Origin of the sequence: Mucilaginibacter hurinus (assembly GCF_003324525.1) — a bacterium.
GTDB classification, from domain to species: domain Bacteria; phylum Bacteroidota; class Bacteroidia; order Sphingobacteriales; family Sphingobacteriaceae; genus Mucilaginibacter; species Mucilaginibacter hurinus.
This window is the reverse complement of the sequence record NZ_QGDC01000012.1, coordinates 1-21,028: the sequence shown is the minus strand read 5'-3', so window position 1 is coordinate 21,028 and position 21,028 is coordinate 1. Positions and strand designations below refer to the sequence as shown.

The following is a 21,028-nucleotide window of genomic DNA, read 5'->3' as shown; positions in this document are numbered from 1 at the left end:
AAACTTTCACTTAAAAGTTTAATTTTGAAAATAATGTCCGCCCCGTTCAAATACTGTTTACTCATCGACGACAATTACATCGATAATTTTGTGACGAGCCGTATTTTGGAAACGGCAAGCTTTGCCGAAAAAATAGAAATATTTCAGTCTGCTTCTTTGGCTATTGAGGCTTTACGTACCGGCGCCTCAAAACCCGATGTAATATTTTTGGATATACGTATGCCCTTAATGACGGGTTTTGAGTTTTTGCAGGAATTTGAGACACTTACTATCGATAAGTCGGGCATCAAAATATTTATGCTTTCTTCATCGCTTGACCCTACTGACCTTCGTAAATCGTCAGACAACAAATATGTAACCCAGTTTATACACAAGCCACTTACTTTTGAGGTGCTTGAAGAGATTTGTACATGATAGTAGTTGCTGATAGCGGTTCATCTAAAACTGACTGGCTGGTAGCACTGCCAGAACAACCGCCAGCATCCTTCAGAACAGATGGCTTAAATCCCTACTTTTTATCAGATAAAGAGATTGTTAAGGTGATTCAAAGCCAGGCGCATGATTTGTTGAAGTATGCGGATGAGATTACAGAGATTTATTTTTTTGGTGCCGGCTGCTCAAGCCCCGACAGGCACGAAATTGTTTCAAACGCCTTAACTCAGCTTTTTCCGGGCGCTTTCATCAGCGTCGACAGTGACTTGCTGGGATCGGCATATGCTACTTGTGGTAACGAAAAAGGGCTATGTTGTGTATTGGGTACCGGTTCAAATATATCTTATTTCGATGGTACAGATGTACACGCAGGCCGTTACGGTTTGGGTTATGTATTGGGCGATGAAGGGTCAGGCACATGGCTGGGTAAAGTGCTAATAACCGACTTTTTATATGGTAATATGCCTGACGACATTGCGGCTCAGTTTTACGATACGTACAAGCTGGATAAAGAAACGGTGATAAAGAATGTTTATCAAAAGCCCAAGGCTAACTCTTACCTGGCAGCATTTTCAAAATTTTTATACCAGGTACGTGATACCGCCTACGGGCAGCAGGTAATAAATAATGGATTACTTGAATTTATTGAAACCAATATTAAAGCGTATCCACAGTACCATAAATACAAATGTAATTTTATCGGCTCTATCGCATTTGTTTTTGCCGCCGAGTTAAGCGCCTTATGTGAAAAGGATGGAATATCAGTAGGCAAAATAATAAGGCAACCGATTAATGACCTGCTTACCTATATTCTGAAACGTGAGCGGAAACTTTCCGCTTCCGGATAGTTACGTGGAATATCAGCCAGAAAATAATACCGATGGATAATAATCCTGCAGCGCGCGCCAGGTAATCTCCGTAACGCACATAAAATGTCAGGTCACTATTAAGGTTGATGTCATGTTTAATAGCCGTTTTAACCCACCAATCTGTGCGTTTAACAATATCGCCGCGCTGGTTAATAAAAGCGGATATGCCGGTATTAGCCGAGCGGCACACCCAGCGCCGCGTTTCGATGGCGCGCAGTTTAGCATAATCAAGGTGCTGATCTTTACCGCTGGTGTTTTCCCACCAGCCGTCATTGGTAATAATGGCAATAAACTGGGCGCCCTTTGCTACCGATTCGCCTACATATTCGCCAAAAATTGATTCATAGCAAATAACCGGATCAACGCCAATTCCGCTTTGCGAATAAAAAACACCAGCTTCTGGCTGCCCGGCATAACCGCCGCTGCTCCCGCCTAAATGCTCAAAAGCAGGTTTCATAAACCCAAATACCGATATAAAAGGAATTTCTTCGGCTCCCGGTACTAGTTTAGATTTATGATAGAACTGTACATTCGATGAGTTTTCGATATGCAGTGCTGTGTTATACTGGTCATAAAATAACTTACCTGTAGTATCGGCCGGCATTGCGGTGGATGTGGCCCTGTTGTCATATAGCCTTAAGGTTTCTGCACCGGTTATTAAATTGCCGTTACGATATTTTTTTATAAACTGCTTTGCAAATAAATAAAGTGAATCCTTCCGGATATTATCTTCATTCATGTATCCGGCTATGGCGGTTTCAGGCCATATAAAAAATTCAGTATTGGGCTGTGCAACCGAGTCCGAAATTTGGGCGGCTATCCTGAGCTGCGTTTTGTGCGGTATTGTTCCGGCTTTTGCGTATGGATCGATATTAGGCTGGGCAATAACAACGTTTGATGGATTTTCCTGTTCGGTGTAAGTATAGTACATTATTAACGACAGGCCGAGTGGCAGCACAACTGCCGCAGCGAATGCAACTATCTGCCTGATATGCTGACGCTTTGTTACAGTATTATGCTTGTAGCTTATGTAGGCTATAAAAAATAGGATATTGGTGAGTAAGATCCATAGGCTGCCACCATATATCCCTGTATATTCATACCATTGCACCCATTGGTGTGCCACCGCGAAGCCATTCCCTAAACTCATCCACGGAAAGTTAAGGTCCCACACCTGGTGCAAATATTCGTAGCCTAGCCATAACGCTACAAATCCGGCCAGGCTTATTGCGCGGTCGGTTAGTAACCTCATCCTGTAATATAACCAGCATGTCAGCGCCATAAGCAGCGGCCCAAGCGAATATGGTATAATGCTAACAAAAAGCGCTATCACTTCTCCTGCACCTTTAAGAGAGTTATAAACCCAGTAGATGCAAAGTGTATTCCATATAAAAAAACCTATAAACGCCGCCCAGAATAGTTTTGCGCCTTTGCGGGTAACTGTTTCAGAGCCAATAATTTTTTCCATCATTACCAGCATTGGTACCAGCGCACCAAACAGTAAAAATGTGGTGTACTGTGTTGGCGACCATGCTATCCAAAGCAATAATCCTGAAAGTATGGAAAGCAGTATGTTTTTTTTCATTAGTAATTATCAGCGTTTTTACTCGTGCGTCATTGCGAGGAACGAAGCAATCTCTTTAGCGATTGCGTATACAAGTTTTAAAGAGATTAACTCATTATCGCTACTTATATGATGTTGTTAAAAGTTTTCCTGCCAGGCTCTGTCGAAACATGGGGGCAAAGGCCCTATGGTAAACTGGTGTAAATTATTCCTTACCTTTTACACATATAACAAACTCTCCCTTAATAGGGTGGGTCTCAAAATACTCTTTAACCTCTGCCACAGTGCCCCTAACTGTTTCCTCAAACATCTTTGTTAATTCGCGGGACACCGATAATTGCCTGTCGGCACCAAAATACGTAGCCATTTCCTCCAGCGTTTTCAATAAACGGTGCGGCGACTCATAAAGTATAATGGTGCGCTCTTCGCCGGCCAAAAATTTGTAGCGCGTTTGCCGCCCTTTTTTTAAAGGCAAAAAACCTTCAAAACAAAACCTATCGGTTGGGAAGCCGGAGTTAACCAGTGCCGGTACAAAGGCCGTAGCTCCCGGCAGGCACTCAACTATGATATCATGCTTTAGGGCTTCGCGCACAAGATAAAATCCCGGATCAGATATGGCCGGTGTACCGGCATCTGATATCAGGGCAATGTTTTTACCCTCCTTTAAAAATCGTACAATTTCTGTTGACGATTGATGCTCGTTATGTTGATGATGTGCAAACACCTTTTGGTGTATGTCGAAGTGTTTCAGTAAAGGTGCTGACGTTCGCGTGTCTTCCGCAAGTATCAGGTCGGCTTCTTTTAGCACACGTATGGCCCGCAAGGTTATATCCTCAAGGTTGCCTATGGGTGTTGGTACTAAAAAAAGCTTGCCCGTCATTCGTTAATAAAGCAGGTGGTTACCCTGCCATGTTATGGTATACAGCTTGTACGTCGTCGTCCTCTTCCAGTTTATCAATTATCTTAAACGCTTCAGCCGCCTGCTCTTCACTCACCTCGACAGTTGATAAAGGAACACGCTCCAGTTTTGCTGATTTGGGTTCGATGCCTACTTCTTCCAAAGCTTTTTGCATTTTGCCAAAATCCTCAAAAACGGTATGTATAACGGCAATGTCATTGCCGTTTTCGTCCGCCTCAACAAACAGGTCTTCCAGTCCGGCATCTATAAGTTCAAATTCAAGTTCTTCCAGGTCGCGATCACCCGGATCAAATGTAAACACTGATTTGCGGGCAAAAACAAAGTCGAGCGAGCCTGTTTTACCCAGTGTGCCGCCATATTTGGTGAAGTAGCTGCGTACGTTGGCAACAGTACGGTTGGTATTATCGGTAGCAGTTTCTACCAGTATGGCTATACCATGGGGCGCATATCCCTCATACACCAGTTCTTCGTAATCTTTTTCGTCCCTGCTTGAGGCGCGTTTAATTGCGGCCTCAACACGGTCTTTAGGCATATTAACCGCCTTGGCATTTTGTACCGCGGTGCGCAGCCTTGAGTTATTGTCAACATCAGGCCCACCTGCTTTAACCGCCATTACTATCTCTTTACCCAACCGGGTAAACTGCACCGCCATTTTGGCCCAGCGCTTAAATTTTCTTTCTTTACGGAATTCAAATGCTCTTCCCATAGTAGTATATTAACCTTTAAGGTTTTTTTGAAGACGCAAATATAGTGTTTATGTTGCTTTGGGCGGAGTAATCTCCCGGCATAAACGTTTTGATTTTTTACGGTGTTTGGCCATAGTGCGTAATTATAAACTGAAAGCCATTATAGCTGTTCCCCGGTAACTCTCTCCGTAAACTGACGATATTTTATCAATAAACTCCTTTGGATTGAGCGGTTTGCCTTTAACCGGTTCAGTGATTGTTTTTTCAGCAATATTAACGTCGGTAACCTTTGTGGCAAACCATGTTACATTTTCATGCGGCAAGGCAACGCCTAATATCATACCTGGGAGCCCGTTAAATGATTCCGGACCGCCTGACACAGGTATCTCATCAGTATAAAAGGCTACCACATACACTGAGTCCATGATGATTGCATTTGCCCTGCGGCAATGATAGCCTGCTATTTCACGCGTCTCCGATGTTATTTTCCATTTTATGCTTCGGGTGGTATCTTTCAATATAAATGTTTCTTCAAAAGCGCTTTTTTGAATGGTGCGTTTACGTGTTTTAAGATCGCTATAAATGGTATTGTACTGCGCGGACATGGGCAACTCGCCAAAAAAATTATTAGTCGTAAGATTGACGGGGACTGCCTGTGGAGCGTAAAGCATTTTATCGTTGGAGAATGTAAGCGTGCTTTTTAGTTTTTTAAACTGCGGTTGTGTTTTTTGGTACTGCTCAAAGGCTGTTTTATAAAAGTCTTCGTTGTAAGTTATATTTTTTAGCAGTTTACGTATCAGGGCGTGCATGTTTGATGATTTTTCAAATTCAATAGTGCCAGAAGTAGTAAACCGGGCGTGCTGACCAAACAAGCTGCTGCTTGTTAATAGCAGTGTGATAATTATGAAGGATTTTAATTGCATGATTTTTAATTTGTGTTTTTGGCGCCGCCCATTTTGTTAAACTCATATATAACCGAAAACAGGAATAACCTCCTTATAGTTGTAGCCCTGGTTTGCGTGATAGAATTGTTAACCGAATTTCTGCTAAATCCGGTTTTTTGATTTAGTAAATCATATCCTGCCAGTGCCAGTTTCAGGTTATTCTCTTTAAGAAAGCTCTTAGTGATAGTGGCGTTCCACAAAAATTGATCAAAGTTGTTATCAAATGCAGCCGTTTTAGCCTGAAAAGTGTAGTTAAAATCTGTTTGCAACTGTATTTTAAAAGGCAAATACACCATGGCTGACGCCGAGGCGTTGTAGCCTTTTCCATCGTTATTTACGCTGTTTGGTAATGATGATCGTCCGATAGTGTAGGTTGGATTGAATGATGCGTTGATGTCGTACTTTTTCATCTTGTACTTGCCTAAGAAAATACCGGCCGAATAGTTATTGGCATTTGTAGTATTGAGCAGTCCGTTAACCATGTTATAATAAGTGTTGCCGCTGGCGGAAGCATTAAGGCCAACATACATGTCTACCTTTTTTATTTTTCTTTGCAAATTCCCATACACCGAAAAATTGCTTGGCGCCTTACCCGCAAGATTAACTGCCTGATAGGTGCTTGATCCGTCTTCGTTAGTGTTCATGTTATTAACTATTGGATTGGTAGTAAACGAATAATTGCCGCGTAAATACAATGAGGTTTCGCTTAACACTTTATACGAGTTAAAATAAGCACTAAAGTTGTTGGTGAAAGAGGGGGTGAGGTCCGGGTTTCCTAATGTAAGGTTTAAAAAGTCGTTGCCGGTGCGTACGGGTTGTATTTGATTAATAGAAGGCTGATTGGTTGAACCGTTGTAATATATAGAAAGAGATTTACGCTGCGAAAACCTATAGGTAAAATAAGCATTGGGAAACCAATTGATAAACTCACGTTTAAAAGTTGTACCGCTAAATAAATCTTTTTGATCAAAATTTACTGCTGCGGCCCGTGTGCCAATATTTGCGGTGAACTTCTGCCCCCGGTAATTAAATGTGGCCCCACCCTGATTTGATAGCTGATTTAATTTATAGTCGTTGGTTAACGAATCAACTACCGCGTCGTATTTGCCGGGCAACGACTGGTTGAAAGTGCGCCTGTCTGACGACGAATTATTTAAATTGAGGCCATAGCTAAGTGCAAGAGACAACTTCGGGGTAATAGGTTCGGTATACGTGATATTACTGTTTACAGAAAGAAAAGTAACGTCATTTCGCCTGAACTGATCATTTACTTGTTCCCGGTCAGGTTTCCCGTCACGATAAAAATCAATGGTTGATTTGAGCGAGTCTTTCTCAGTGCGTTCGTTAAATGATTGCGAGAGGTTAACTGAAATGGTACGGCCTTTCTTTTTAAGCTTTTTAGTATAAAACGCGCTTGCATTAAACATGCGTTGGTTGGCATTACTTAACACGTTATTGGCAGACCGGTTTAACAATGTATCATTGCGGTAGCCTTCGGCAAAAACGCTGTTAATGGTTTGCGACCTTTTAAAGGTGCCGTCAAAACTCAATTTAAGGTTTGATGTGGTGTCAATTTTCAGTTGGTATACACCGTCCAGCTTTTGCCTGAAAACAAAATTGTGAAATATCTGATCAGATGAATTGCGCAGTACCGACTGGGGTAAGTTGTTTTGGGTAATAATATTCTTTGTGCCGTCAACCGTTAATGATCCTAATTTATAGTTTGTGTTGATGCTATGCTTATCCTCATCCCATTTATTATCATAGTGCAAGCCCCCGGTGCGCGCAATGGGTATGCCCTCGCCAAAGTAGGTCATGTCATCCCATCCCTGCCCATAGTAATACATCCCTCCATCGTCGCTCATTTGAAGATTTGAGCCTACAGCTTTATTTTCATCCTCCCAGCTTAGGCCGGTTTTACCTGTATTGGCAATTGTGCCATAGGCGGACATTTTTTGCTTAGCATTAAACCGGTTGTAAATAATCTGTCCCTGGTAAAATTTTTCGGTGCCCGGTCCTGCGTCAATTTTACCAAATGTGCCTTTCTTTTTATCTTCTTTTAATTTAATGTTGATGGTTTTAGTCTTTTGACCGTCGTCTATGCCGGTAAAGGTGGCCTGGTCGCTCTTTTTATCATATAGTTGTACTTTGTCCACCATATCGGCCCGCAGGTTTTTAGTTACCAATGTGGGGTCATCCCCAAAAAACTCTTCGCCGTCAACCAATACCTTGTTTACTTTTTCACCCTGTGCGGTAATTTTTCCGTCCTTGTCAACCTGTATGCCCGGCAGCTGTTTTAGCAGGTCTTCTACTTTTGAGTCGGGTTGTATAACATATGCCCCTGCGTCAAACTCGGTAGTATCACCTTTTATCCTTATAGCCACTGGTTTCGCCTTAACAATCACTTCGGCCAGCAGTTTTGATGTCAGCGTCATGTTTATATGCCCCAGGTTTATCTCAGGTTTTACTGAGTCAAGTTTAAATTGGTCCACGTAATCAGCATACTCTGGGTAGGTGATCAGCATAATAAACCTGCCTTGGGGTAGGTTGTTTATAGTAAATGACCCATCGCCGGCAACGCGCGTAAATGTTACCAGGGTTGAATCCTTTTCGTTAAGGACGCTTACGGAAGCGTTATATAATTTGATATTTGAGGCGCTGTCGGCAACAGTACCTTTAACCGTCCCGGTTTTTTGAGCTACCGAGCAAAATGTGTTTGTTAATAAAATAACAAGCACAGAAATTGTGAATCGCATACTTGAGTATTAGGTACAGCAATTGTAACTAAATTTTTAGGTAACGAAAAACGATTTAACAATTATTAACTAAAATTACTTACGCTATCTTTCTTATTGTACATTGCTTGCGGTGTTCAATAAAGGGTGTATATATAGCTGCATCCGCGGCTCTTATCACATCGCCTATAATTATGATGGCCGGATGACTTATGGCCGCATTAGCAGCCGCTGCAGGTAATTCGTTTATATTACACGATATTTTCTTTTGGTTCGGCAAGCTCGCGTGTTGTATGATGGCAGCCGGTGTGTCGCCCTTACCGGCATATATATAGGTATCGGCTATTTCATTCAGCTTTTTCATGCCCATGTATATTACTACAGTCGCTTTGCTTTGCATAGCCAGTTGTAAGTCGGCCGATAATGAGCCATCCTTTTTTGTGCCGGTCATCACCCAGACTCCCTCACTTATGCCACGATGTGTTAGGGGTATGTCGCTCATACCTGCGGCTTGCATACTACTAATGCCAGGAATGTAGTGTATTTCCATCCCTCGTTCGCGGGCGAACAAAGCCTCTTCGAATCCACGGCCGAAAATAAATGGATCGCCGCCCTTTAAACGCACAATATTTTGATTTTCTGCAGCGTAAACGCTAATCAATTCATGTATTTGATCTTGAGATGCGTACTTTTCATAGGGTTTCTTGCCTACATACACCTTTTTGCAGTGTTCAGGAGCTATATCTAGTAGTTTTTGGTTAGCTAAATTGTCAAAAAGAATCACATCTGCAATTTTTAATGCATTATAAGCCTTTATGGTGAGCAACTCGGGGTCTCCGGGACCTGCACCGACTATATATAATGAAGATTGGGCATTTTTTTTTGTTAATCCGTTCATTTTTGCGAATTTATTAATCATTGAGAATAAATTTTCGTGTCTTTTGTGAGTTTGTTAATTATAAATGCGTTTTAAATCAATTTTATTGAATATATGCCTTTCCGTGCTGCTATAATTTTCTATGGATGTTTGAAATATGATATAAAATTAAGCTATTTGTATGATATAAATTATATTAAAATCATTTTTTTGCATTAATAATTATACATTTGGCTTAAATAAATCATGTTTATAACAAATTCATTAAAATATCAGCCTCATATATATGGAAAAAGTTATAGTAATTGGAAATGGAATGGTCGGCCACAAATTTTGTGAGAAATTATTAGGCAAAAATCGATCTTTTGATATAACTGTATTCGGCGAAGAGCCTCGACGGGCTTACGATAGGGTGCATTTAAGCGAATACTTTGCTGGTAAGACGGCTGATGACTTGTCGTTATGTGCAGAGCAATGGTATAACGAACAGCATATTACGCTGTATTTGAATGATCCTGTGAGGCGGATAGACAGAGAAAGTAAAACAGTATACTCTGCCGCCGGCCGTATAATGCAATATGATTACCTGGTGATGGCTACAGGTTCGGCGCCCTTTGTGCCAAATTTGCCGGGTATAAAAAAGGAAGGTGTATTTGTTTACCGCACTATTGACGACCTGGAGCTAATAAAAGCTTACGCCGCAGGTGCCAAAAACGGTGTTGTAATGGGCGGGGGCTTGTTAGGGCTTGAAGCTGCCAAAGCTTTAATGGACCTTAACCTTGAAAAAACGAGCGTTATTGAATATGCACCCCGGCTTATGCCCCGCCAGATAGATGAGGCGGCCAGCCATATTTTGCAAACTAAATTAAACGAACTGGGCCTTGCTGTTTATGTAAACAAGGGTACCACCAGTATAGAAGGCCGGGGCAAGGTGGAGGCCCTGCGATTTAACGACGGCAGCGAGTTGCCTGCAGACTTGCTGGTTATCTCTGCCGGGATACGTCCACGGGACGAGCTGGCCAGGGAGTGCGGCTTGGAACTAGGGGCCTATGGTGGTATAGTAGTAAATGAATATATGCAAACTGCCGATTCGTCCGTCTTTGCCATTGGCGAATGCGCGGTGTTTGACCAGCTTACTTACGGATTGGTAGCGCCGGGATATGAAATGGCAGAGGTGGCCGCTACTAAAATTTGCCACGGAGAGCGCGTGTTCGGTGGATTTGACATGAGCACAAAGCTTAAACTGATAGGGGTGGATGTGGCAAGCTTTGGCGACCCGTTCATAACCGCTCCAAATGCACGCACTATTGTATTTGAAGACACTAATAAAGGCGTTTATAAACGCATTAATATAAGTAATGACGGCCAGTTTCTGTTGGGCGGCATATTGGTAGGTGAGGCTGAGGCATATAATATGCTGTTGCAAACTGTTACAAACGCTATTATTTTGCCGCTTAACCCCGAAGACTTGCTGATAGGGCCCCGTGGCGGTGCCCAGCCGCAGGGTGCCGGCGTTGCGGGTTTGCCTGATGAGGCGTTGATTTGCAGCTGCGAAGGCGTAACAAAAGGTGCTATTTGTAATTCGGTAACTAACCTGGGGTGCGAAACATTTGACGCGATTAAGGCGTGTACAAAAGCCGGTACCGGTTGCGGTGGCTGCGTGCCAATGGTAAAAGACCTCATGACCTACACCATGAAGGCAAATGGTAAATACATCCGTAACGTGGTATGTGAGCATTTTAGCTTTAGCCGGCAGGAACTATTTGACCTGATTAAAATACATAACTTAAAAAACTACGAGGATGTACTTAACGAGATAGGTAACGGAGATGGTTGTGAGGTTTGTAAGCCGCTCGTATCATCGCTGCTTGCCAGCATTTGGGCCGATATGATCCTTAAGCAGGGTAACGATACCGCCCAGGATAGTAACGACCGCTTTTTGGCTAATATTCAAAAAGGCGGCACCTATTCAGTTGTGCCCCGCATTCCCGGCGGAGAGATAACTCCTGAAAAACTGATTGTGATTGGCGAAGTGGCACAGAAGTACGGACTATATACCAAGATAACCGGCGGCCAGCGCATAGATATGTTTGGTGCACACCTGGGCGACCTGCCCCTGATTTGGGAGGAACTGATAGCTGCCGGTTTTGAAAGCGGCCACGCTTACGGAAAAGCGCTACGTACGGTAAAAAGCTGCGTAGGCAGCACCTGGTGCCGCTTTGGTTTACATGACAGCGTTTCGTACGCCATCCGGGTTGAAGAGCGTTACCGCGGCCTGCGTGCCCCACATAAATTTAAATCAGCGGTTAGCGGTTGCATACGTGAGTGCGCTGAAGCGCAGAGTAAGGATTTTGGGATAATAGCAACCGAAAAAGGCTGGAACCTGTACGTATGCGGCAACGGTGGCAGTAAACCTCAGCATGCGTTGTTACTTGCCGCGGATGTTGATAGCGATACATGCATCAGGTATATCGACCGTTTCCTGATGTTTTATATACAAACTGCCGATCCTCTTACCCGCACTGCAACATGGTTAAATAAAATGGATGGCGGTATCGACTACCTGCGCAATGTAGTGGTAAATGATAGTTTAGGTATGGGCGCGCAATGGGAAGCCGAAATGGACGCACGTGCGCAAGCGTACCAATGCGAATGGAAGGCTGCTGTAGAAGATCCGGCTATACGCAAAAGATTCAACCACTTTGTTAATGCGCCTGAAGAGAAAGACCCTTCTGTGCAATTTGATGAAATGCGTGGGCAAAAGAGAGCTGCGGAGTGGGTAACAGTGTAACTAAGATTTACAAACGATTAAAATATAACAGTATGTCAGACTTAAAAAAAACAACCGACTGGTTTGCCGCCTGCAAGGTGGAAGACGCGGTACACAACGGAGGTGTGTGCATCAAATATGAGAACAGCCAGATTGCGCTTTTTTACTTTACCCGGCGTAACGAATGGTATGCTACTCAAAATGAGTGCCCGCACCGCAGGCAAATGGCGCTCAGCCGGGGCATGATAGGCTCGGCCGGCGAAGAGCCTAAAATTGCATGTCCTTTTCATAAAAAAACGTTTTCGCTGGCTACGGGTGAGTGTTTATCGGGTGGCGAATGTGCCATAAAAACTTACCCTGTTAAGGTAGAGAATGGCTTGGTGTATATCGGTATCAAAAACTAAACTCAATTATCATGGATTACATTACTCCAAAAGAAGTTGCAGGCACAATGATGGCCGCAGCCGTGACAAAGTCACAATTATCTGTAAAAGACCTGCTCATCCGCGGCTGCCTGTCGGGGGCATTGCTTGCCATTTCAGTAACGCTGGCTATGCTGGCTACTTCGCAAACCAAGCTGCCGCTTGTTGGTGCTTTTGTGTTCCCGGTGGGCTTTGTTATTATTGTTATCCTTGGGCTCGAGTTGGTAACCGGCAGCTTTTCGCTAGTTCCGCTTGCCTGGTTCGAAAAAAAGATAACAGCCGGCACAATGCTTAAAAACCTTTTTTGGGTTTTTACCGGCAATTTAATTGGCAGCCTGCTGTTTGCTGTTTTGTTTTGGGCTGCCGCCTCTGAAACCGGGAACATCTCAACCCTTGGTCCTGTTGAGCAAATTTTAGTTACCGCAAGCCAGAAAAAAACTATTGCCTATTCGGCTCACGGCGCATCCGGTTTATTCTCCGCTTTTGTTAAAGCCATTTTATGCAACTGGATGGTTTGTATGGGCGTGGTGATGTCCATGACTTCAAAATCCACCCTGGGTAAAATCCTGGCTGCCGGCATTCCAATCTTTATCTTCTTCGCCCTGGGTTACGAGCATGCTGTAGTAAACATGTTTGTTATACCCGCAGGCATGATGTTTGGCGCAAACGTAACTATGTCTGACTGGTGGCTGTCAAATCAGCTCATTGTTACAGCCGGCAATATTGTAGGCGGCCTGCTTTTCACCGGTATGGCTATTTACTATACCTACGGCAAAACCAAAGAAACCATTACCTCAACATCTTTATAGTTTAATTCCCCCTCATCATGATTCATAAATTTAATGCAGCCTTTTTTGGCAGCCTGGCTATCTGCATGCTTAATTTTAGGGCGCAGGCACAAACCGGTACAATAAAACCATCCTTGTTTGATGGCATTATTGTGGCAGGTTATGTAGACAAAGGCGCCTATATCAACTGCACCGGGCCTAATATAAAATATGCCAGCAAGCCCCTTTGCATAATGTTAGGCTTACTACCCAGTTTAAAATTTAAGGAAGACAAGTCTTCTGGAAACGTTACGAAAAATTCATTGGTTACCCCATCGCTCGGCTTTGGGTTAACTATGGCCTACAAGCATCTTGCTATACAGTTGCCTGCTTTCTACACTGCCAAAACTGTATCCAGCAACGGCAAATGGAACGCGGGTATAGGTTTGGGGTATAAGTTTTAGTTAAGTGGGTAAGGCCCGTTCCGTAACAGGGCGGGCTTTTATTACATCAGGTAAAATTCGTCGGGCTGATGAGGTTCCGGCACATCGGTCTCCTGTAGTAATTGTTTAATATTTATCTCAATAGTAGTAGCAATAGCCGTCATAGCCGTATCGGTGGGCTTATTGCTAAAGGGATCCTGTAAATGCGTAGCGGTACGCTCTAACAAAAAGAAAAACGAGGTGATTAGCAACAGCAGGGGTATTTCAAAATAACCAACTACATCACGCAGCGCTACAGACAGTGTTACCAAAAATACATAGATAACCATATGCAGAAATAACCTGTAAGTTACCGGGAAAACAGTACTTTTAATACGCTCGGCCATGCCCATATCGTTTACCAGGTTAGCTACAGTGTTGGTAAGTTGTACATGGCTGAATACATCAAGGTGGCCATCGTCTTTTAATGTTTTTATATCGGCAACGTTTAATTGCATCAGCCCCAAAGGTTTATTGGTATGCAATGTCACCGATTTTAGGTCGTCATCGGTAAGGTACTTGTCCAGGTTTTCCAGTGGATTAAGCCCGCGGAGGCTCTGCCCCAAACTGTAACACCAGGCTATCTGGCGGTGCGCAATTTTAGTAATGATGCCGGCTTGTTCCCGGCCTATAAATGACTGCAATTGCAGGATGAAATTTCGTGAATCATTAACAATGCTACCCCAAATTTTCCTGGCTTCCCACCATCGGTCGTACGATTGGGAGAGTTTAAACGAAAGCGCTACAGATATAGCCGTACCTAAAAACGTCGGGATGGTAAGCGGCATTTCTGGCAAATGGTGATGAAATCTTGAAGTTAAATAATTTACTATAAGCGCTACAATACAAACGTACATTAACTCCAGCTTTACTTTATTGAATATATATTTAAGGGGAGGTCGTTTATTCAGTAGCATATTTAATATTTTGCGTTACAATATATCTTTAAAAAGCAAAGGCTGCCGTTAGGCAGCCTGCTTTAGGAGGTTAAATTTATTTAATTTCAATTTGGCGGCTTACAGATTTGGCCTCTTCTTTTTTAGGTATAGTTACCATTAAAACACCATCGTTATAAGTGGCTTCAATACCTGCCTCGTCGGCGCCGTCAGGCAATGTGAACGAGCGCACAAAAGATGCGTAGCTGTACTCACGTTTGCTGTATTTCTTCTCATTTGCCTGGTGCTCATGGTGCTGCTCTACCGAAACAGTTAATACCCGGTCATTCATATTTATTTTAAAATCTTCCTTTTTCAGTCCGGGCGCGGCTAGTTCGATACTGTATGCATCAGTGGTTTCGCTAATGTTAACTGCAGGCACGCGGGTTATAAGCCGGTCTGAAAACAAAGTGTCATTAAAAAAAGATTCGAACACGTCATTAAAGCCTGGCATTAATGCATTGTTCTTACGGTCTGAATTAAATTTAATCAATGACATAACAGATCTCCTTTCTGTAATTGAATTACTATAACTAATTAAATCTACAAAACGTTTTATCTAAACTCATTTATTCAACTTAAATGCCAATAATAATTGTCAACGTTAATGGGGAATAGTTAACTGAAAAAAATTCAGAATACTGAAAAAACTGCAGTTCTTAGGAATGTTTACCCCGTAAAATTGACAGTTTGAATGCCGGACTAACAAAAGGAACAGGTTGACGATAATTCCTGATTATATTAAAACAATGCCAACGCCCACAGGTTGTATTAATATACTTTTAATAAAATAATTTATTTAAAACTAAAAAAATATGTTTTACCATGTACAGAGTCTCATCAACCCGATTGTAGACGACCAGCCGGACCCATCGGCAGCAAATGCGCTTCAGGAAGGCCTGGGCGGCCAGTTTGGCGAAATGCGCACCATGATGCAGTACCTTTTTCAAAGTTTCAACTTTCGTGGTAATGGCATACCATACCTGGATTTGATACAGGGAATTGGTATTGAAGAAATAAGTCACGTGGAGCTTATTACTAAAACCATCTCGCGTTTAATTGATGGCGCTCCTGAATACCACGGCGACAAGTTTGATGTTCCCGGAAAAGGCGGTATACCCACTATGGATATGGCCAAAGAGCAGCAAAACCCGCATCACTTTATTGTTGGTGCCCAGGGTGCCTTGCCGGTAGATGCAGCGGGCAATCCATGGAGCGGCTCATATGTGCACAATCATGGCAACCTCGTTTTAGATCTGATGGATAACCTGGTGCTTGAATCGACCGGCAGATTGCAGAAGTGCCGCATATATCAAATGTCATCCAATAAAACACTAAGGGCTACCGTAGCATTTTTAATTGCCAGGGATGAGGCTCATGAAATGGCTTTTGCAAAAGCACTTGAAACGTTGGGTATTGATTGGGCGAAGGCCTTGCCTATACCTAAGTTTGATTCGTCTAAGTACCCCGAAGTTAAAAAATTGATTGACGCAGGCATTAACCGCGAACAATATCATTTTAGATTGGATGGTTCAGAGATGGGTAAAATATTCCAGGGAAGCGCCCCTGCGAATGACGGTACGGAACTGGTTACGTTAAAAGAGCCGAAAAATTCATACCCTATTCCACCTGCGCCGGAAAGGCCGGAAGAATTTGCACCTGGTCTTGATCCTGAATTGCAGGAACTGGCTGACGCGCTTACCGAGTTTAAAGAGAAAACAGTGAAGGAGATGACCAAGAAGGCCGGACCTAACCCAAGGAAAAGGTAATATTCCCGATTATATGGTTATTAAAAAGAGCGACCGCACAAAAACGGTCGCTCTTTTTTTGGGGTTATTTTAGGGTTGGAATTAATAATCGTTAGCGAAAACCTATTTAGTTAGGTCCGCCGGGATACCGGGTTATGCGCCTAATACACTAATCAGGTATTCTATCTGATTGTCCCATATCAGCTTGCGCTCGGCAATGGTATCTTCGGTAGCAAAATCGGTAACGCCCAGTGCTACATCATTGGTCAGTTCGTCCTGTATTATTTCCATTTCAAAGTAGCATTGCGGTTCATCATCAAGCCATTTAAACCTAACCAGCTTATTCTCTTTGGCATTAATAAGTTTTGCTTTTTGCTGCTCGCCGTCCCAGGTGAAGGTGTATACCTGGTCGCGAACACTAACATCATCGGCAAACCACTGCGTTAACCCGTTGGGCTCGTTTAAAAAACTATATAAAATCCTGGGCGACGATTTTATTTCATACTCAATAGTAAACTTTTTCTTTTCAGACATAATCAGGGTTATAACTGCCGGCAAACTCCGGAGCCGTAAATGTTAACAATTTTTCTAAAGAAAGGTAATTTCTGCTATATTTGCAAACCTTTTTGAAAAGGGTGTTAATTAAACGGCGGGGTAGCTCAGATGGTTAGAGCGTAGGATTCATAACCCTAAGGTCGGCAGTTCGATCCTGCTCCCCGCTACCATACTGGACAAATCAGCTTTCTTAGCAGATTTGTCCTTTTTTTTTGCCTCAAAAACGGCCTTAATGCTATCAAAAACGACGATTGCTTCATTTAGCCGCGTAGTTCGATGTTGAACTCCGTCAAAAGTCATTTTTTCGGGGTACATCGAACTAACTATACGCCTTTTGCCCTCAGAATCAGCAGTTTGATATAATTCGGGTAGTCTTGCCACATTTTTCAAAGCTTTATCCAACAACGGACCAATACTCCTGTCTTTCTCGGCAGACAGCTCAACTAATTTTCCTTCGATGATCGAAACCTTTCGCTCACAGTCATTTTTTAAATCGCGATAATCTGCTCCATCAAGGTGACCTTTTAATAAAAGATCGCGCGCTTTAGAAATTTTGTCATGGTATTCATTTAATTGTTGCTTGTATAATACCACATCCGCTTTCCCGGTTCCGATAGCGTTATCATAAACTTCAGTGAGAATAGACTTATACAAGGGAATTACGCCCGGATCGATTGCGTGCTTTTTTAGATTTTTTTCGAATTCGGCATTAACAAGCTTAGCGTTGAAACGTACGCCGCACTTAGAGAAGCAGTGATAATAATGGTAGTACTGCCTACAACCTTTTGAAGCACTTCCTGTAAGCATATAACCACATTTGGGGCAAATAAGAAATCCTCGTAAGGGCAATTCATCAGGCGATGTCAGTTGTGTTTTGTAAGTTTTTTTACGACCATCCAGCACATCAATTACTTCATTGAATAATCCTTCTGAAATGATTGGCTCATGCAGCCCCTTAACCAGGTGTGCTTCTTCATCTTTATATTTAGAGATAAATATTTTTCCGCAATACACCGGATTTCGAATGATCTGCCAAAAATTCTTTCTTCCGCAACTTAATCCTTTTTCATGAGCAGCTTTCCAAACCTGATCGATATACCAGTTACCGGTCGCCAGTTGCTCGTAGCACCAGCGCATTATGCTGGCGTTTGGCTCCTGAGGACATATATATTTCTTGCCGTCTTCAGTGGTTTTATTTACATATCCTACTACTGCCGGGCCCATCCAGCGTCCTTCCTTACGGGCACGCCTCATGCCGAAAAAAGTATTTAATGCCCTTCTGTCATTTTCAACTTCTGGCTGTGCAAGATAAATGGCCAGCATTAATTTGTTTTCAGGGATAGATAGGTCAAGCGGCTGCTCAATAGCTTGCGGTTCAACACCCAGGTTGGCCAGGGTATTGATCATTTGATAAGCATCTCCGGCATTCCTGCTAAACCTGTCCCACTTGGTGAAGAGTATTAAATCAGACTGGCCTCTTTTCTTCTTTAAATCGATAAGTAGCTTTTGCCATTCAGGCCGATTAAAGGTCTTTGCGGAATGATCCTCATATATGACCTTTCGTATTCGTATTCCTTTGAAATCACAATATCTTGTTAAAACTTCTTCCTGTCCGCGCTGTGAATAGCCTTTATCTGCTTGTTCATCGGTGCTAACCCGTATATATAAGTCTGCAATTTTCATTTTTTTAAGTACTGATCTACTTCTAATTTAGCTAAAAAATATAGCAATTCCAAAATATTTTTTGCCTGATCTACAGTGACTTGCATGCCATTTTCTGCCAATATTTTCACCGCCATTTCAGGTGTTATTTTTCTTTTGGTATCAATATTCTTCCGCATCAGCACCTTTTAAAAGGTGCAATCTTGGCTTTTGTAACTCGGGTTTAGGGTACTCTTTAGGGTCCGACCCTAAAATTAAAGTCGATAAACAAAGCTTGCCATTGCTTCGCTTAAACAGCAGGGAGCAGTAAACGAAAAAGTGTCAAGGGTGGCGATCCGCTGAAAAAACAAAAGCAATAAGCGCCATTTACATGCCCTTGACGCTTTTGTAGCGGTGCTAATTTTGTGCTGGCGGTGCAATGCAACGATAGGCAGAGATGTCGGTTTACTTCATTAGGATAACTGATAATTTATAAGCGGTACTTATGGTATAGCTCTAAGCGTTTACTTACTAAGGAGCGGCGCGATGACTAAATGAAATAACGGCAGATTCTTTCCATCTTCGCTATCTTTTAAATATTGTTTGACAGTTATTCGGCTAGAAAATATAAGAAATCTATAACCTCCTCTGCTTCACTTTCAGAAACCTGAACTCCATTTTTATTTAAGCATTGGATCACATCTTTAGTCGTAACACTTCTCTTTTTGTATACAGATTTATTCATATCTAAAATTTATGGTAAATGGGCAGTTTCTTATTGCTACAGCTTACAATTTATAAGCTCTACTTATAGGATATTTCACTATTTAATGAAATCGTCTATGTTGCTTTCATAACCTGTGATTATAATTTATAAGTTGCACTTATAGGGATTAAGGGATAAGGTTTTAACATAATCGCCTCCTGCTCATACAGCATAAGTCCACTAAGAACTTGTTCGCAGGCATAATGTGAGCTTGTTCACTGAAAACTTATTGCATAACAAGAGGTTAGCATTTTTTTTCAGCCAGGAAAAATCTGTCCTGCCGCAGGGGTTGCTGCTTCGCAGCATTCCCTGCTAAGTCCACAGCGAGGCTGACGGCGAATGGAATATAGCGTGATAACGCGTGATGTAATGAGCCGTTTGCCGCAGCGTAAGGAAACATGTTTATTTCACTCACAAATAACATTACAATCCCTCTGTCAATAAATGCCTTGCATAAACCTTTTCGGCAACTTCCATGAGTTGTTTAATGACCCCATATAGGGCTTTAGCAGTTCCTATATCAGCCTTATATCCATCCTTATACCTCACATTAAAATAGGCTTGCTTCAAGCTTTCAAATAGGTCCGCATTGTTGTTGTCAGTTAATTGAATAACGTTAGCTACATCCGCTGTAAACATTTCCGTAATGAATATAAGCCTCGAAAGATTATGGTTTGTGGTGCCATAACCATTTACACCACGAATCAAAGCTATCAGAATACACTCTGCACTTTGGTGCAAGGAAACAAAGCCGCATTAGCGGCATCCTGCCTGAGATAAAACTCTGCCCCGGCCAGGAAGTCTTTACCCTGGCTGAGCCAGCTTTCCCATTTAAAGCTTTCTGATTCTTTTGCGGCAATGCGTTCCAATGGCTTGGGTGTAGGCAGTATCAGATCACCTGACAGGTAGATTACCGGGCAATGAATGGCGTGATGAAAGAAACGGCTGTTATTTGCTAAAGCGGTTAACATTGCTGTTGTATAATGCACCAATGCTGTCACCTTACCAATATCCCTGCAACTATCTTCTATCAGGCAATTAAGTGACTGTGCAGTAGCTGTTTCTTCCCTTGACGTGAGGACTAACAGAAATATTCTTTCTGTGTTATCAGGTATTGTACCCAAATAAATCACACATTGTGTTGTAGGTACTTTGTGTTTGATGATACCAACGATCTTACTGATCTTCGCTTGTTCTGTTGGTGGAACAAGAGTATTGAGCTGGTATAAGCTAATTATGCCGCCTTCATTGATGTTAGCGTTGTTGGTCATGGGTCGGCTAACTTTGAGATATGGCGTTGCTGTGGTTCGCTGATGGATAAGCCATGCGGCGCTATAAAGCTTTTGCAGGTTTTCATAAACTTTTACCAGGTCTATCGTATCCACAAACTCTCTTGCTGCCTTTGCTGATAAGCCATAGCTTAACCATTGATACAGTTGTTCCCGATACTGGGGTAGGCTATATTCTTGAAAGAATATGTCAACAACCAACAATGGATTTAATAATTCAGCTTGCGTCAGGTTGTTAGGATAATCCCGCCATGTAACTTGTTCCAATGTAATTTGTTCGCTCTTGCTTAAGCGTATGCTCCCTAATGTTGTTTCCTGTACTTCGATCAGGCACATGGCTTCAATCAGACAAATGTTGAGTTTATGAAAATGGAGCAATCCGGCAGGGCTGTTTTTTTCGTCTTTATAATAATCGCCCTTTAAAACATAATCCCGCCAACTTTTTAATCGTTCCAACTGATCGGGGAACCAGTCGTCTGTAAAGAAGTTACCGAGTACTGTTGGAGAATTCGCTGATATTGACCACCTGATTCCGTGGTAAACTGACCACCGATTCCGCGGTAAATTGACCACCTGATTCCGCGGCAAACTGACCACCCGGAACGAGCCGCTAATGCTGTAGGAGCA

At 42.5% G+C, this 21,028-nt stretch carries 21 protein-coding genes and 1 tRNA gene; 8 read left to right on the top strand and 14 right to left on the bottom strand.

Features of this window, described 5'->3' with window-relative positions:
- The first annotated feature begins 33 nt into the window (after positions 1-33).
- Together DJ568_RS16865 and DJ568_RS16860 are read left to right on the top strand one after the other, a co-directional pair.
- Positions 34-414, top strand: coding sequence for a response regulator (locus tag DJ568_RS16865; protein ID WP_114006478.1), 381 nt, complete (start codon positions 34-36; stop codon positions 412-414).
- On the top strand, positions 411-1,280 hold the full coding sequence (locus DJ568_RS16860) for an N-acetylglucosamine kinase (protein WP_114006477.1): 870 nt from the start codon (positions 411-413) through the stop codon (positions 1,278-1,280). The genes DJ568_RS16865 and DJ568_RS16860 overlap by 4 nt, the downstream gene beginning before the upstream one ends.
- On the opposite strand, the gene lnt is transcribed toward DJ568_RS16860, so the two are convergent.
- The 6 genes from lnt to cobA all read right to left on the bottom strand — a co-directional run bounded on the left by lnt (position 1,234) and on the right by cobA (position 9,047).
- Positions 1,234-2,886, bottom strand: coding sequence for an apolipoprotein N-acyltransferase (gene lnt, locus DJ568_RS16855; protein WP_114006476.1), 1,653 nt, complete (start codon positions 2,884-2,886; stop codon positions 1,234-1,236). The genes DJ568_RS16860 and lnt overlap by 47 nt on opposite strands.
- A gap of 184 nt (positions 2,887-3,070) precedes the next feature.
- A complete protein-coding gene (rsmI, locus tag DJ568_RS16850; RefSeq protein ID WP_114006475.1) occupies positions 3,071-3,745 on the bottom strand; it encodes a 16S rRNA (cytidine(1402)-2'-O)-methyltransferase in 675 nt (224 codons plus the stop codon).
- A gap of 19 nt (positions 3,746-3,764) precedes the next feature.
- Positions 3,765-4,490: a YebC/PmpR family DNA-binding transcriptional regulator gene (locus DJ568_RS16845; RefSeq protein ID WP_114006474.1), complete on the bottom strand. Its 726-nt coding sequence runs from the start codon at positions 4,488-4,490 to the stop codon at positions 3,765-3,767.
- Between the two features lie 123 nt (positions 4,491-4,613).
- Positions 4,614-5,393, bottom strand: coding sequence for a GLPGLI family protein (locus tag DJ568_RS16840; protein WP_114006473.1), 780 nt, complete (start codon positions 5,391-5,393; stop codon positions 4,614-4,616).
- Positions 5,394-5,398: 5 nt separating this feature from the next.
- On the bottom strand, positions 5,399-8,170 hold the full coding sequence (locus DJ568_RS16835) for an outer membrane beta-barrel family protein (protein WP_114006472.1): 2,772 nt from the start codon (positions 8,168-8,170) through the stop codon (positions 5,399-5,401).
- Positions 8,171-8,249: 79 nt separating this feature from the next.
- On the bottom strand, positions 8,250-9,047 hold the full coding sequence (gene cobA, locus DJ568_RS16830; RefSeq protein WP_114006485.1) for a uroporphyrinogen-III C-methyltransferase: 798 nt from the start codon (positions 9,045-9,047) through the stop codon (positions 8,250-8,252).
- Positions 9,048-9,312: 265 nt separating this feature from the next.
- On the opposite strand from cobA, the gene nirB reads away from it, so the two are divergent.
- Genes nirB through DJ568_RS16810 form a run of 4 tightly spaced genes read left to right on the top strand, consistent with a single transcriptional unit; the run spans position 9,313 to position 13,449 of the window.
- Entirely contained in the window at positions 9,313-11,817 is a 2,505-nt protein-coding gene (gene nirB / locus DJ568_RS16825) for a nitrite reductase large subunit NirB (protein WP_114006471.1), read from the top strand.
- A 32-nt stretch (positions 11,818-11,849) separates the two neighbouring features.
- On the top strand, positions 11,850-12,200 hold the full coding sequence (nirD, locus tag DJ568_RS16820) for a nitrite reductase small subunit NirD (RefSeq protein ID WP_114006470.1): 351 nt from the start codon (positions 11,850-11,852) through the stop codon (positions 12,198-12,200).
- A gap of 11 nt (positions 12,201-12,211) precedes the next feature.
- On the top strand, positions 12,212-13,027 hold the full coding sequence (locus tag DJ568_RS16815) for a formate/nitrite transporter family protein (RefSeq protein ID WP_114006469.1): 816 nt from the start codon (positions 12,212-12,214) through the stop codon (positions 13,025-13,027).
- A gap of 17 nt (positions 13,028-13,044) precedes the next feature.
- Positions 13,045-13,449, top strand: coding sequence for a hypothetical protein (locus DJ568_RS16810; RefSeq protein ID WP_233496714.1), 405 nt, complete (start codon positions 13,045-13,047; stop codon positions 13,447-13,449).
- A gap of 41 nt (positions 13,450-13,490) precedes the next feature.
- On the opposite strand, the gene DJ568_RS16805 is transcribed toward DJ568_RS16810, so the two are convergent.
- Together DJ568_RS16805 and DJ568_RS16800 are read right to left on the bottom strand one after the other, a co-directional pair.
- Complete coding sequence (locus tag DJ568_RS16805; RefSeq protein ID WP_114006468.1) at positions 13,491-14,384, bottom strand: bestrophin family protein; 894 nt, start codon at positions 14,382-14,384, stop codon at positions 13,491-13,493.
- Positions 14,385-14,460: 76 nt separating this feature from the next.
- Complete coding sequence (locus DJ568_RS16800; RefSeq protein ID WP_114006467.1) at positions 14,461-14,901, bottom strand: Hsp20/alpha crystallin family protein; 441 nt, start codon at positions 14,899-14,901, stop codon at positions 14,461-14,463.
- Positions 14,902-15,217: 316 nt separating this feature from the next.
- On the opposite strand from DJ568_RS16800, the gene DJ568_RS16795 reads away from it, so the two are divergent.
- Complete coding sequence (locus DJ568_RS16795) at positions 15,218-16,171, top strand: manganese catalase family protein (protein WP_114006466.1); 954 nt, start codon at positions 15,218-15,220, stop codon at positions 16,169-16,171.
- Positions 16,172-16,303: 132 nt separating this feature from the next.
- Here DJ568_RS16795 and DJ568_RS16790 read toward each other — a convergent pair whose 3' ends face one another.
- Positions 16,304-16,684: an START-like domain-containing protein gene (locus DJ568_RS16790; RefSeq protein WP_114006465.1), complete on the bottom strand. Its 381-nt coding sequence runs from the start codon at positions 16,682-16,684 to the stop codon at positions 16,304-16,306.
- Between the two features lie 114 nt (positions 16,685-16,798).
- Here DJ568_RS16790 and DJ568_RS16785 point away from each other — a divergent pair.
- Positions 16,799-16,875, top strand: a tRNA-Met gene (locus tag DJ568_RS16785).
- Here the strand turns inward: DJ568_RS16785 and DJ568_RS16780 are convergent.
- The 5 genes from DJ568_RS16780 to DJ568_RS16760 all read right to left on the bottom strand — a co-directional run.
- The gene (locus DJ568_RS16780) at positions 16,832-18,388 is read right to left on the bottom strand and encodes a recombinase family protein (RefSeq protein WP_114006483.1); all 1,557 of its coding nucleotides are present in this window, start codon (positions 18,386-18,388) and stop codon (positions 16,832-16,834) included. The genes DJ568_RS16785 and DJ568_RS16780 overlap by 44 nt on opposite strands.
- Complete coding sequence (locus tag DJ568_RS17420; protein ID WP_199561018.1) at positions 18,385-18,546, bottom strand: hypothetical protein; 162 nt, start codon at positions 18,544-18,546, stop codon at positions 18,385-18,387. Before DJ568_RS17420 ends, DJ568_RS16780 begins: the two co-directional genes overlap by 4 nt.
- Before the next feature lie 410 nt (positions 18,547-18,956).
- Positions 18,957-19,091 (bottom strand): DUF2624 family protein, encoded by a 135-nt coding sequence (locus DJ568_RS16775; protein ID WP_114006464.1) that lies wholly within the window; start codon positions 19,089-19,091, stop codon positions 18,957-18,959.
- Positions 19,092-19,535: 444 nt separating this feature from the next.
- Positions 19,536-19,820 carry a hypothetical protein gene (locus DJ568_RS16765; protein WP_233496713.1) on the bottom strand — a complete coding sequence of 95 codons (285 nt, stop codon included), beginning with the start codon at positions 19,818-19,820 and terminating at the stop codon, positions 19,536-19,538.
- 5 nt (positions 19,821-19,825) lie between these two features.
- The coding region (locus DJ568_RS16760) for a hypothetical protein (protein ID WP_233496712.1) at positions 19,826-21,028 on the bottom strand (1,203 nt) is incomplete at its 5' end.

What these genes read in the sequence shown, in the direction of transcription:
- DJ568_RS16790 (WP_114006465.1), bottom strand. Translation starts at nt 16,684, where the DNA reads ATGTCTGAAAAGAAAAAGTTTACTATTGAGTATGAAATAAAATCGTCG.
- DJ568_RS16805 (WP_114006468.1), bottom strand. Translation starts at nt 14,384, where the DNA reads ATGCTACTGAATAAACGACCTCCCCTTAAATATATATTCAATAAAGTA.
- DJ568_RS16845 (WP_114006474.1), bottom strand. Translation starts at nt 4,490, where the DNA reads ATGGGAAGAGCATTTGAATTCCGTAAAGAAAGAAAATTTAAGCGCTGG.
- DJ568_RS16835 (WP_114006472.1), bottom strand. Translation starts at nt 8,170, where the DNA reads ATGCGATTCACAATTTCTGTGCTTGTTATTTTATTAACAAACACATTT.
- rsmI (WP_114006475.1), bottom strand. Translation starts at nt 3,745, where the DNA reads ATGACGGGCAAGCTTTTTTTAGTACCAACACCCATAGGCAACCTTGAG.
- DJ568_RS16800 (WP_114006467.1), bottom strand. Translation starts at nt 14,901, where the DNA reads ATGTCATTGATTAAATTTAATTCAGACCGTAAGAACAATGCATTAATG.
- nirB (WP_114006471.1), top strand. Translation starts at nt 9,313, where the DNA reads ATGGAAAAAGTTATAGTAATTGGAAATGGAATGGTCGGCCACAAATTT.
- DJ568_RS16795 (WP_114006466.1), top strand. Translation starts at nt 15,218, where the DNA reads ATGTTTTACCATGTACAGAGTCTCATCAACCCGATTGTAGACGACCAG.
- DJ568_RS16775 (WP_114006464.1), bottom strand. Translation starts at nt 19,091, where the DNA reads ATGAATAAATCTGTATACAAAAAGAGAAGTGTTACGACTAAAGATGTG.
- DJ568_RS16810 (WP_233496714.1), top strand. Translation starts at nt 13,045, where the DNA reads ATGATTCATAAATTTAATGCAGCCTTTTTTGGCAGCCTGGCTATCTGC.
- DJ568_RS16865 (WP_114006478.1), top strand. Translation starts at nt 34, where the DNA reads ATGTCCGCCCCGTTCAAATACTGTTTACTCATCGACGACAATTACATC.
- nirD (WP_114006470.1), top strand. Translation starts at nt 11,850, where the DNA reads ATGTCAGACTTAAAAAAAACAACCGACTGGTTTGCCGCCTGCAAGGTG.
- DJ568_RS16860 (WP_114006477.1), top strand. Translation starts at nt 411, where the DNA reads ATGATAGTAGTTGCTGATAGCGGTTCATCTAAAACTGACTGGCTGGTA.
- DJ568_RS16840 (WP_114006473.1), bottom strand. Translation starts at nt 5,393, where the DNA reads ATGCAATTAAAATCCTTCATAATTATCACACTGCTATTAACAAGCAGC.
- DJ568_RS16815 (WP_114006469.1), top strand. Translation starts at nt 12,212, where the DNA reads ATGGATTACATTACTCCAAAAGAAGTTGCAGGCACAATGATGGCCGCA.
- cobA (WP_114006485.1), bottom strand. Translation starts at nt 9,047, where the DNA reads ATGAACGGATTAACAAAAAAAAATGCCCAATCTTCATTATATATAGTC.
- lnt (WP_114006476.1), bottom strand. Translation starts at nt 2,886, where the DNA reads ATGAAAAAAAACATACTGCTTTCCATACTTTCAGGATTATTGCTTTGG.
- DJ568_RS17420 (WP_199561018.1), bottom strand. Translation starts at nt 18,546, where the DNA reads ATGCGGAAGAATATTGATACCAAAAGAAAAATAACACCTGAAATGGCG.
- DJ568_RS16780 (WP_114006483.1), bottom strand. Translation starts at nt 18,388, where the DNA reads ATGAAAATTGCAGACTTATATATACGGGTTAGCACCGATGAACAAGCA.